4 protein-coding genes, 1 tRNA gene and 1 rRNA gene are annotated in these 12,671 nt (G+C 70.6%); 1 reads left to right on the top strand and 5 read right to left on the bottom strand.

What is annotated here, in order from left to right:
* Positions 1 to 30: 30 nt before the first annotated feature.
* The 3 genes from IE311_RS28405 to IE311_RS28395 form a co-directional block, all read right to left on the bottom strand.
* Positions 31 to 2,865 carry a DNA translocase FtsK gene (locus IE311_RS28405; protein WP_189834698.1) on the bottom strand — a complete coding sequence of 945 codons (2,835 nt, stop codon included), beginning with the start codon at positions 2,863 to 2,865 and terminating at the stop codon, positions 31 to 33.
* A gap of 136 nt (positions 2,866 to 3,001) precedes the next feature.
* Positions 3,002 to 3,676, bottom strand: coding sequence for a response regulator (locus IE311_RS28400; protein ID WP_189834697.1), 675 nt, complete (start codon positions 3,674 to 3,676; stop codon positions 3,002 to 3,004).
* Positions 3,677 to 4,001: 325 nt separating this feature from the next.
* A complete protein-coding gene (locus IE311_RS28395) occupies positions 4,002 to 9,485 on the bottom strand; it encodes a HAMP domain-containing protein (protein WP_189834696.1) in 5,484 nt (1,827 codons plus the stop codon).
* 269 nt (positions 9,486 to 9,754) lie between these two features.
* Here IE311_RS28395 and IE311_RS28390 point away from each other — a divergent pair, with 269 nt between their 5' ends.
* Positions 9,755 to 12,400, top strand: coding sequence for a SpoIIE family protein phosphatase (locus IE311_RS28390; protein ID WP_189834695.1), 2,646 nt, complete (start codon positions 9,755 to 9,757; stop codon positions 12,398 to 12,400).
* A gap of 95 nt (positions 12,401 to 12,495) precedes the next feature.
* Here IE311_RS28390 and IE311_RS28385 read toward each other — a convergent pair.
* Positions 12,496 to 12,571: transfer RNA gene (locus IE311_RS28385), tRNA-Thr, on the bottom strand.
* 4 nt (positions 12,572 to 12,575) lie between these two features.
* Positions 12,576 to 12,671: ribosomal RNA gene (rrf, locus tag IE311_RS28380) — 5S ribosomal RNA — on the bottom strand; the annotation flags it as partial.

Genomic DNA, 12,671 nt, shown 5'->3' with positions numbered 1-12,671 from the left:
GCGGGTCGGGCGAGATCCGGGAGAGACGGCCTAGGGGGTGTCCGACTCCCCGCGGATGACGGCGAGGACCGCGTCCAACTCGTCGGGCTTCACGAGCACGTCCCGCGCCTTGGAGCCCTCGCTCGGCCCGACGATGTTCCGCGACTCCATGAGGTCCATCAGACGTCCGGCCTTCGCGAAGCCGACGCGCAGCTTCCGCTGGAGCATCGACGTGGAGCCGAACTGTGTGGAGACGACCAGTTCGGCGGCCTGGCACAGCAGATCGAGGTCGTCGCCGATGTCCTCGTCGATCTCCTTCTTCTGCCGGGTCCCGACGGTGACGTCCTCCCGGAAGACCGGGGTCATCTGGTCCTTGCAGTGCTGCACGACGGCCGCGACCTCGTGCTCGGTGACGAAGGCGCCCTGCATGCGGACGGGCTTGTTGGCACCCATCGGCAGGAACAGACCGTCACCCTTTCCGATGAGCTTCTCCGCGCCCGGCTGGTCGAGGATGACCCGGCTGTCGGCGAGCGAGGAGGTCGCGAAGGCGAGCCTGGAGGGCACGTTGGCCTTGATGAGGCCGGTGACGACGTCGACGGACGGCCGCTGGGTCGCGAGCACGAGGTGGATGCCGGCGGCGCGCGCGAGCTGCGTGATGCGGACGATCGAGTCCTCGACGTCCCGGGGCGCCACCATCATCAGGTCGGCGAGCTCGTCGACGATGACGAGCAGGTACGGGTACGGGTTGAGCTCCCGCTCGCTGCCCTCGGGCAGCTTGATCTTCCCGTCCCGGATCGCCTGGTTGAAGTCGTCGATGTGCCGGTAGCCGAAGGCCGCCAGATCGTCGTAGCGGAGGTCCATCTCCTTCACCACCCACTGGAGGGCCTCGGCGGCCCGCTTGGGGTTGGTGATGATCGGGGTGATCAGGTGCGGGATGCCCTCGTACGCCGTGAGCTCGACCCGCTTGGGGTCGACGAGGACCATCCGGACGTCCTCCGGAGTCGCTCTTATCATGATCGAAGTGATCAGGCAGTTGATGCACGAGGACTTGCCGGAGCCGGTGGCACCGGCCACCAGGACGTGCGGCATCTTCGCCAGGTTGGCCATCTCGTAGCCGCCCTCGACGTTCTTGCCGAGCGCCACCAGCATCGGATGGTCGTCCTCGGCCGCGGCGGCGAGCCGCAGCACGTCGCCGAGGTTGACCATCTCCCGGTCACTGTTCGGGATCTCGATGCCGACCGCGGACTTGCCGGGGATCGGCGAGATGATCCGTACGTCCGGGGAGGCCACGGCGTACGCGATGTTCTTGGTCAGCGCCGTGATCTTCTCGACCTTCACGGCGGGGCCGAGCTCGACCTCGTACCGCGTGACCGTCGGCCCCCGGGTGAAGCCGGTGACGGCCGCGTCGACCTTGAACTCGGTGAAGACATTGGACAGGGAGTCCACGACGGCGTCGTTGGCGGCGCTGCGCGTCTTGCCGGGCCCTCCCCGCTCCAGGAGGTCGAGCGACGGCAGGGAGTAGGTGATGTCGCCGGACAGCTGGAGCTGCTCGGCCCGGGACGGCAGATCGGTCGGCTCGGGCGCCGGCTTGGTCAGATCCGGTACGCCTCCGCCGGGCCGCCGCTCTCCCCCGCGGGCCGGCGGTACGGGAGCGGCCGGCGCCGCCGTCTCCGCCGCCGTCTCCGCGGCCTCGGCGGCGGCCTTCGCGGCGGCGGCCACGGCGGCCTTCCGGTCGGCGGTGACGTCCCTGGTCAGGTCGGCGACGATCGGGGAGGGCGGCATGCCGTTGAGCACCGCTCCGTCGAGCGCGGCGGCCGCGGCCGCCGCGACGTCCACCGGGTCCAGGCCGTGGTCCACGTCGGAGCGTTCGGCCGTTCGGCGTGCCGAACGGCTCCGCCGGTCGAGCATCTCGGCCTCGGCCCGGTCCACGTCGTACGGCTCCGCCGGACCGCGGCGCCGTACGGGCCGGGGCTGCGGCCGGGCGTCCCGCCACTCCTCGTCGTACCCCTCGTGGTCCTCGTGGCCCTCGTAGGCCTCGGCTCCGGCCGGGTCCTGGGCGGGTTCGACGAGACCGAGCTTCGCGCCGAGGGCGCGCAGCCGCTGCGGGATCGCGTTGACCGGGGTGGCGGTGACGACGAGCAGCCCGAAGACGGTGAGCAGCACCAGCATCGGTACGGCGAGGACCTCGCCCATCATGAAGACGAGGGGCTGGGACGCGGCCCAGCCGACGAGGCCGCCCGCGTCCTGCATGGCCTCGCTGCCGTCACCGCGGCCCGGTGAGCCGCAGGCGATGTGCACCTGTCCGAGGACGCCGATGACGAGGGCGGAGAGGCCGATGCTGATCCGGCCGTTGGCCTCGGGCTTCTCCGGGTAGAGGATCAGCCGGATGCCGATCGCGCCGAGGAGCAGCGGCACGAGCAGGTCGAGGCGGCCGAAGGAGCCGGTGACCAGCATCTCGACGAGGTCGCCGACCGGGCCGCGGAGGTTGGACCAGGTGCCCGCCGCGACGATGAGCGCGAGGCCGAGCAGGAGCAGCGCGAGCCCGTCCTTGCGATGGGCCGGGTCGAGGCCCTTGGCGCCACGCCCTATCCCCCGGAACATCGCCCCGACCGCGTGGGCGAGGCCGAGCCAGGCGCCGCGCGCGAGCCGGTAGATGCCCCCGGTCGGGGACGGTGCGGGCCGGGGCGCGGCCTTCTTCGCGGTCGTCTTCCGCGCGGGCGCCCGCTTGGCGGGCGCGGCCTTCTTGGCCGGCACCTTCTTCGCGGGCGGCTTGGCGGGGGACTTCGCGGGTGCCGCTTTCTTCGCGGCGCCCGCCGTACGGCCGGCGCGCGGCTTGGCGGTGCCCGCCGTGCCCTGGGAACCCTTGCCGGACGTACGTGAAGCCATGATGCCGAGGTTACCGGTGTGGGGAGCGGCTGTCCGCCTCACCCGTTCGTGTCGCCCCTGCCGGGGCGCAGGGCTGACGCCGTATCACGCGGTTTCCACCGGATCAGGACGGCCCCGAACCGTCGGTGACGAAACGTCAGCCCTGGGCGGGCAGGGTGGGCGCGGCGCCGGTACCCGGCTCCAGGGCGTCCAGGGCGCGTCGCAGCCCGGTCAGCTTGCGCTCCAGATGCGCGGCGGTGGCGACGGCCGCCGCGTCGGCGGAGTCGTCGTCGAGCTGCTTGGACAGCGCCTCCGCCTGCTCCTCGACCGCCGCGAGCCGCGCCGAGAGTTCGGCGAGCAGACCGGCGGACTCCTTGCCCTGGCCGCCCTCGCCGCCGCCCTCCAACTGCAGTCGCAGCAGCGCGGCCTGCTCGCGCAGCTTGCAGTTCTTCATGTACAGCTCAACGAAGACGGAGACCTTGGCGCGCAGCACCCACGGGTCGAACGGCTTCGAGATGTAGTCGACCGCCCCGGCCGCGTACCCACGGAAGGTGTGGTGGGGACCATGGTTGATGGCGGTCAGGAAGATGATCGGAATGTCCCGGGTCCGCTCGCGCCGCTTGATGTGCGCGGCGGTCTCGAATCCGTCCATCCCCGGCATCTGGACGTCCAGCAGGATGACCGCGAAGTCGTCCGTCAACAGCGCCTTGAGCGCTTCCTCCCCGGACGATGCCCGCACCAGCGTCTGATCGAGCGCGGAGAGAATGGCCTCCAGCGCCAGCAGATTCTCCGGCCGGTCATCGACCAGGAGGATCTTGGCCTTCTGCACCATGCCCCGTCCTCCTCGCCCCGGCAACGGTTCTCCCCGGCTGTCGAAACCGGGGGTGGCACCGGGCGCCGCCCCAGAAGACGACTCCCTGACGCCGTCCGTCCTTGTGCCGGTCATCGTAGCCGCACCCCGCCCGTCGCCACACCCTGTCACCGCGATGTCACTGTGCACGTACCGGAAACGCGGTGGGAGACCAGAAGGTTCCCCGTATCCCGCCCTCTCACACCCCCCTGGCGACAGCCCGTCAGAGAGGGCCCCGGGCCCGTGGAACACCCCGGGACGGGCCCGTGGAGCTGAGTCACCCCCTCGCCACGGGCCCGCCGAACGGTCACTCCCCCCGCATCCACTGCTCCATGACGGACAGCAGGTGATCGGGGTCGACCGGCTTGGTCACATAGTCCGAGGCACCGGACTCGATGGCCTTCTCCCGGTCGCCCTTCATCGCCTTCGCCGTCAGAGCGATGATCGGCAGCCCCGCGAACTGCGGCATGCGCCGGATCGCGGTCGTCGTCGCGTAACCGTCCATCTCCGGCATCATGATATCCATCAGGACGATCGTCACATCGTCGTGCTGCTCCAGGACTTCGATGCCCTCCCGCCCGTTCTCCGCGTACAGCACCGCGAGCCCGTGCTGCTCCAGGACGCTGGTGAGGGCGAAGACGTTACGGATGTCGTCGTCGACGATCAGCACCTTCTCGCCGGAGAAGCCGAAGGTACGGCGCGGCGCGGGCTCCGCCTCCGGCTCGACCCGGTCCGCCGCGACCTGCTGGCCCGGCTGCCCCGGCGCAGCGGTCCGCGCCCCGGTCGACTCCGCCGCGGCCTTCCGCCGGTGCCTGAACAGCGCCCCGGCCCCGGACCGCGCCTCCGTCCGCACGGGCGGCGGCGGGAAGTGCGGGAAGGGGTGGACGGCCGCGGCCGACCCCTCGATGCCCTGCTGCGGGTCGTCGACGTCCTGCGACTCCTGCCCGTAGGCGCCCACCGGAAGCTCGGTCGGGCTCAGCGGCAGATAGAGGGTGAACGTGGAACCACGGCCCGGCTCGCTCGCCGCGAAGATCTCGCCGCCGAGCAGCCGCGCGATCTCCCGGCTGATCGAAAGACCCAGACCCGTACCCCCGTACTTCCGGCTGGTCGTGCCGTCGGCCTGCTTGAACGCCTCGAAGATGACCCGCATCTTGCTCGCCGCGATCCCGATCCCGGTGTCGGTGACCGAGAACGCGATCAGATCGGCCTCCGGATCGCGCAGCGAACCGGCCTCAAGGAGCTGCTCCCGGATCGACTGCGGCACATCCGCGCCGGAGGGCCGGATCACCAGCTCGACCGCGCCCGTGTCGGTGAACTTCACCGCGTTGGACAGAAGGTTGCGCAGCACCTGGAGCAGTCGCTGCTCGTCGGTGTGGAGCGTGGCCGGCAGCTCGGGCGAGACCCGCACCGAGAAGTCGAGCCCCTTCTCCGCCGTGAGCGGCCGGAAGGTCGCCTCCACGTAGTCGACGAGCTGGACGAGCGCGATCCTGGTCGGCGAGACGTCCATCTTGCCCGCCTCGACCTTGGACAGGTCGAGGATGTCGTTGATCAGCTGGAGCAGGTCCGAACCCGCGCCGTGGATGGTCTCCGCGAACTCGACCTGCTTGGGCGTCAAGTTGGTCTCGGCGTTGTCGGCGAGCAACTTGGCCAGGATCAGCAGGGAGTTGAGCGGGGTCCGCAGCTCGTGCGACATGTTGGCGAGGAACTCGGACTTGTAGCGCATGGAGACGGCGAGCTGTTCGGCCCGCTCCTCCAGCACCTGCCGGGCCTCCTCGATCTCGGTGTTCTTCACCTCGATGTCGCGGTTCTGCCGGGCGAGCAGCTCGGCCTTCTCCTCCAGCTCCAGGTTGGAGCCCTGGAGCTCCTTCTGCCGGTGTTCCAGCTCGGCCGAGCGCTCCTTGAGCTGCTCGGTGAGTTCCTGCGACTGCTGGAGCAGAACCTCGGTCTTGGTGTTGACGCTGATCGTGTTCACCGTGGTGGCGATCAGCTCGGCGAGCTGGTTGAGGAAGTCCCGCTGGATCTGCGTGAACGGCTGGAACGACGCCAGCTCGATCACACCGAGGACCTTGCCCTCGAAGAGCACCGGAAGCACGATCACATGCGCGGGCGCGGCCTCGCCGAGCCCGGAGGAGATCTTCAGATAGCCCGGCGGCACATTGAGCTGGATGGTCCGCTTCTCGTCGGCCGCCGTCCCGATGAGGGTCTCGCCGGGACGGAACGAGGTCGGCATGGAACCGGCGGAGTACCCGTAACTCCCGCGCATCCGCAGCTCGTACGAGCCGTCGCCCTCACCGACGAGTTCGGCGTCGCTGTGGGCGGAGCCGGTCGGCATCGCCACGAAGAACGCGCCGTGCTGGGCCGAGACCACCGGCGTCAGCTCGCTCATGATGAGCGAGGCGACGTCGTCCAGGTCCCGCCGGCCCTGCATGAGGCCGGAGATCCGGGCCAGGTTGCCCTTGAGCCAGTCCTGCTCCTCATTGGCCAGGGTGGTGTCGCGCAGGTTGGCGATCATCGTGTTGATGTTGTCCTGGAGGGCCTGGATCTCGCCCGCCGCGTCGACACCGTCGATCTTGAGGTTGAGGTCGCCCCGGGTGACCGCCGTGGCGACGGCCGCGATGGCCCGCACCTGGCGGGTCAGGTTCCCGGCCATCTCGTTCACGGACTCGGTCAGGTCCCGCCAGGTGCCGTCGACGTCCCGGACGCGGGCCTGGCCGCCGAGGATGCCCTCCGTACCCACCTCGCGGGCCACCCGCGTGACCTCCTCGGCGAAGTTGGAGAGCTGGTCGACCATCGTGTTGATGGTGTTCTTCAGCTCCTGGATCTCACCCCGCGCGTCGATGTCGATCTTCTTGGTGAGATCGCCCTTGGCGATGGCGGTGGTGACGGCCGCGATCTGACGCACCTGACCGGTCAGGTTGGAGGCCATCGAGTTCACCGACTCGGTGAGGTCCTTCCAGGTGCCCGAGACTCCCGGCACCCGGGCCTGGCCGCCCAGTTCGCCCTCCGTACCCACCTCGCGGGCCACCCGCGTGACCTCGTCCGCGAAGGACGACAGGGTCGTCACCATCGTGTTGACGGTCTCGGCGAGCTCGGCGACCTCGCCGCGCGCCTCGACCGTCACCTTCTTCGTCAGATCGCCGTTGGCCACCGCCGCGGAGACCCGGGAGATGTTCCGCACCTGACTGGTCAGGTTGTTGGCCATCAAGTTGACGTTGTCGCTGAGGTCCTTCCAGGTGCCGGTGACGCCCCGCACCCGGGCCTGGCCGCCAAGGATGCCCTCCGTACCCACCTCGCGGGCCACCCGCGTGACCTCGTCCGCGAAGTTCGACAGCTGGTCGACCATCGTGTTGACGGTCGTCACCAGCTCCAGGATCTCGCCCCGGGCGTCGACGGTGATCTTCTTCGACAGGTCACCCTTGGCGACGGCCGTCGTGACCTCGGCGATGTTCCGCACCTGGATGGTGAGGTTGTTCGCCATGAAGTTCACGGACTGGGTGAGGTCCTTCCAGGTGCCGGAGACACCCTGCACCTCGGCCTGACCGCCGAGGATGCCCTCGGTGCCCACCTCGCGGGCCACCCGGGTCACCTGCTCGGCGAAGTTGGAGAGCTGGTCCACCATCGTGTTGAGGGTGTTCTTCAGCTCCAGGATCTCGCCCCGCGCGTCCACGTCGATCTTCTGCGACAGGTCACCCCGGGCGACCGCCGTGGCGACCTGCGCGATGTTACGCACCTGAGTGGTCAGGTTCCCGGCCATGCCGTTCACCGAATCCGTCAGATCACGCCACACGCCGGCCACACCCGGCACCTGCGCCTGACCGCCGAGCCGCCCGTCGGTGCCCACCTCGCGGGCCACCCGGGTCACCTGGTCGGCGAAGGCGGAGAGCTGGTCGACCATCGTGTTGATGGTGTTCTTCAGCTCCAGGATCTCGCCCCGCGCGTCCACGTCGATCTTCTGCGACAGATCGCCCCGGGCCACGGCCGTCGTCACCTGCGCGATCTGCCGCACCTGCGAGGTCAGGTTGCCGGCCATGAAGTTCACCGAGTCGGTGAGCTCCCGCCAGCGCCCCGAGACACCGTCCACCCGCGCCTGACCGCCGAGGCGGCCCTCCGTGCCCACGTCCCGGGCCATCCGGGTCACCTGGTCCGCGAACGACGACAGCTGCGACACCATCGTGTTGACGGTGTTCTTCAGCTCCAGCATCTCGCCGGCCACGTCGACCGTGACCTTCTGCGACAGATCGCCGTTGGCGACCGCCGTCGTCACCTGCGCGATGTCCCGCACCTGGCCGGTCAGGTTGCGGAAGGCCGTGTTCACCGAGTCGGTGAGGTCCTTCCACGTTCCCGCGGCCCCCGGCACCTCGGCCTGACCGCCGAGGAGACCCTCGACACCGACCTCCCGGGCCACCCGGGTCACCTCGGAACCGAAGGCCGACAGCTGGTCGACCATCGTGTTGACGGTGTTCTTCAGCTCCAGCATCTCGCCGGCCACGTCGACCGTGACCTTCTGCGACAGGTCACCGTTGGCGACCGCCGTCGTCACCTGCGCGATGTCCCGCACCTGCGTGGTGATGTTCCGGAAGACGGTGTTGACGGAGTCGGTGAGGTCCTTCCAGGTCCCCGCCGCCCCCGGCACCTGCGCCTGACCACCGAGCAGACCCTCCGCGCCGACCTCGCCGGACACCCGGGTCACCTCGTCGGCGAAGATCCGCAGCGTCTTCGTCATCTGGTTGATGGTGTCCGCCAGCTGCGCGATCTCACCGCGCGCCGACACCCGTACCTTCTGCGACAGATCACCGTTGGCGACCGCCGTCGTGACCTCGGCGATGCCCCGCACCTGGTTCGTCAGGTTGCCGGCCATCGTGTTGACGGAGTCGGTGAGGTCCTTCCACACACCGGCGACGCCGGCCACCTCGGCCTGGCCGCCGAGCTCGCCCTCGGTACCCACCTCGCGGGCGACCCGGGTCACCTCGGAGGAGAACGACGACAGCTGGTCCACCATCCGGTTGACGGTGTTCTTCAGCTCCAGCATCTCGCCGGCGACGTTCGCCGTGACCTTCTGCGACAGATCACCGTCCGCGACCGCCGTCGTCACCAGCGCGATGTCCCGCACCTGGGCCGTCAGCCGGTTCGCCATCGTGTTGACGGAGTCGGTGAGGTCCTTCCACGAACCGGAGACCCCGCGCACCTGCGCCTGCCCGCCCAGCTTGCCGTCCGTACCCACCTCGACGGCGACCCTGGTCACCTCGGAGGCGAACACCGACAGCTGGTCCACGAGGTTGTTGGCGGTACGCGCGACCTTCAGGAACTCCCCGCGCAGCGGCCGCACCGCCCCGTCGGCACCCTCCGAACGCAGATCCATCCGCTGGTCCAGATCGCCCTCGGCCACCGCCGACAGCACCCGGCCCACCTCGGACACGGGCCGCGCCAGATCGTCGACGAGCGCGTTCGCGGCTTCGATCGCCGCCGCCCACGCTCCTTCGACGGCCCCCGCCTCCAGACGCTCGGACAGCTTGCCCTCACGCCCCACCACCCGGCGGACCCGCGACAGCTCCCCCGTCACATGCATCTGCCGGTCGGCGACCTCGTTGAACACGGCGGAGATCTCCGCCATGACCCCGTCACCGGACACCGTCAGCCGCCTGCGGAGGTTTCCGTCCCGCATCGACACCAGCGCACCCAGCAGACGCTCCAGCGCCGCCGAGTCCACCTGCACCGTCCCCCCACGGGAACGCCCGCCCCTCGTGCGCGTACCGCTGCCTCCGCCGCGACGCGCCGCCGTGCCAGGTTCCACCGTGTCCCTCCCGAAAGGGGTCGACCGTACCGCTCCGGCTTCCGCCGGTAGCCTGCCCAGTGTTTCACCGCGACCGAACCAGGCGATAACAGTTCGGCAGCTTCGTACAGCGTCCCTACCCCCTGGGGACGGATTCAGCGATGACCGGCATCCGCTCGGACAGCGAAGGTAAGTAACCTGGCTTCCGGCTGTCCAACCGCCCCGGTCCGCCCGGCGGGGGCGGTGTGGTGCGCGCACGACCACCGGGCAGTGGGAGGGACAGACCGAGCATGGCAGAGCCGGGCGTCGAGACGCGTACGAGGAGTGCTGTGATCACCGCGCGGGCGACTGCCAGCTTCGAGCCCGTCGGGCGGTCCGTCGCGGCCGCCCGCGCCTTCGTCCGGGACACCCTCCAGGGCTGGGGACACCCCGAACTCGTCGACGACGCCGTCGTCCTCACCAGCGAGCTCGTCACCAACGCCGTCATCCACGCCGGCACCTCCGCAGAGGTCCTCTGCCTCCGTGCCGAGGACAGCATCCGCGTCGAGGTCGCCGACCGCTACCCCGAGCGCGAGATCCCCGTCCAGAGCGGCCGCACCCTCGGCAGCCCGGACCGCGAGAACGGCCGCGGGCTCCTGCTCTGCGCCGCTCTCGCCCACCGCTGGGGAGTCGACTACTCCCCCACCCGCAAGCATGTCTGGTTCCACCTCGACCTCGCCCAGCGCCCGGTCGGCACCCGCTCCGCGGGCCCCGTCCTCCCCGACGCGCTCCTCCCGGTCACCGACAGCCGCGTCCGCGTGGCCGTCGTCCAGATCGACCGCGGCGGAGCCATCTCCGCCTGGAACGAGGACGCCGAGGAACTCTTCGGGTACGACTCCGAGCAGGTCACCGGCAAACCCCTCGGCGACCTCGCCGCCTGGCCCCACACTCCCGGCATCGGCACCGGCCTCGCGGAGGCCCTCCGCCTCTCCCGCTGGGAGGGCAGTTACGGCATCCGCTGCGCCGACGGCCGCGTCATCCCCGTCTACGCCGCGCACCTCCGGGTCCGCGACGCCCAGGGCGAACCCTCCACCGTCTGCCTCCTGGTGCGCGAGCACGAGCGGGCCGTCCTCCAGACCCCGCAGCGCCCCGCCGCCGAACCGGGCTCCGAGAGCCGCAGCGTCGACCCCTTCGAGGTCTTCATCGGCTCCCCGGCCCCCGACGACCTCGACGGCCTCCTCCAGCGCACGGTGGAACGCGCCCGCGACATGCTCGACGGCGACGCCGCCTTCCTGCTCCTCGCCACCGACGACGAGACGGAACTGGAGGTACGGGCGACCACCGGCCTCCCCGCCGCCCGCCAGCGCTTCGCCCGGGTCCCCGTCGAGACCGGCGCCAGCCGCTACGGCTCCGCCCGGATGCCCGCGGTCCACGAGGACCTGGCGGCCGTCCCCGGCGCCGTCCCGCTCCTCGAAGCCACCGGCATGCGCTCGGTGGTCACCGTCCCGCTCAAGGTCGAGGGCCGCCTCACCGGCTCCCTGGGCGTGGCCGCCGAGACCGCGAACCGCTACTCCAACGAAGAGGCCCTCCGCCTCCAGTTCGCCGCCGACCGCATCGCCCTGGCCGTGGAGTCCGCCCGCCTCGGCGAACTCGAACGTCTGCGCCGCGGTTCCCTCAGCTTCCTCGTCGAGGCCTCCGACCTCCTGGCCGGCACCCTCGACCGCGACCAGACCCTCGCCCTGATGGCCCAGATGACGGTCCCGACCCTCGCGACCTGGTGCGCGGTCTACACGATCGCCGACCAGACGTCCGACCCGTACCTCTCGTACGTGCTCCACGAGGACGAGGACCGCATCGACGGCCTCAAGGAACTGCTCTCGTCCATCGCCCCGCCGGACCCGGTGCCGACCCCCGGCGCCCGGGTCTGGACCGCGCCGGGTGACGCCGCCCACCGGGCGGCGCTCAGCGCCTCGGTCCGCGCCCTCGGCCACCCCACGAGCCCGCTGTCCTCCGGCATCGACACCACCCTGGCCACCGCGAGCGCGGTCGCCGGCGAGACGGTCGTCCTGCCGCTGGTCGCCCGCAACCGGGTCATCGGCATGCTGACCCTCGGCAGGCCCTCGGAGGACCACTTCCGCCAGGAGATCCTGGAGCTCGCCGAGGACCTCTCGCGCCGGGCCGCCCTCGCCCTGGACAACGCCCGTCTGTACTCGGAGCGCATGGCGATCAGCCAGTCCCTCCAGCGCAGTCTCCTCCCGCCCGGCCTCCCCGAGATCCCCGGCGTCGAGGTGGACGTCATCTACCGCGCGGCCGGCGAGGGCAACGAGGTCGGAGGCGACTTCTACGACCTCTTCCCGATCCGCGACGGCGCCTACGGCTTCGCCATCGGCGACGTGTGCGGTACGGGTCCCGAGGCCGCCGCCGTCACCGGCCTGGCCCGCCACGCGCTGCGCCTGCTGGCCCGCGAGGGCTTCGGCGGCCCCGCCGTCCTGGAGCGCCTCAACGCCGCGATCCTCGACGAGGGCGCCCGCAGCCGGTTCCTCACTCTCCTCTACGGCGAGATGCGCCCGCAGGAGGACGGCTCCGCGATCCTCAAGGTCGTCTGCGCCGGCCATCCCCTCCCGCTCCGCCTCCGCCCGGACGGCTCGGTCAGCTCTGCGGCCGAACCCCAGCCGCTCCTCGGCGTCATGGAGGACCTGGAGCTGTACGAGGAGACCATCACGCTCGACCCCGGGGACGTCCTCCTCTGTGTCACGGACGGCGTGACGGAACGCCGTGAGGGCACCCGTATGCTGGGCGACGACGGCCTGGCCGAGGTCCTCAAGACCTGTACGGGCCTGACGGCCGGTGCGGTGGCCGCCCGGGTGCTCCGCGCGGTGGAGCGCTTCGCCCAGGCTCCGGCCTCCGACGACATGGCGATCCTCGCGATGCGCCTCCGCGAGCCGGACAACCGCTGACGATCCCGGCGGTCCCCGAAAGGGGACCGCCGGCCGTTGCCCGGCCGTCCGGGAACGCAAAAAGGCCCCCGCCACAAGGCGGGGGCCTTCTTACTTGGAGCCCTTTAACGGAATCGAACCGTTGACCTTCTCCTTACCATGGAGACGCTCTACCGACTGAGCTAAAAGGGCGGGTGTTCGGCGGCGTCCTACTCTCCCACAGGGTCCCCCCTGCAGTACCATCGGCGCTGAAAGGCTTAGCTTCCGGGTTCGGAATGTAACCGGGCGTTTC

Source organism: Streptomyces zaomyceticus (assembly GCF_014656215.1).
GTDB classification, from domain to species: Bacteria; Actinomycetota; Actinomycetes; order Streptomycetales; family Streptomycetaceae; genus Streptomyces; species Streptomyces zaomyceticus.
This window is presented reverse-complemented; position numbering and strand designations above follow the sequence as displayed.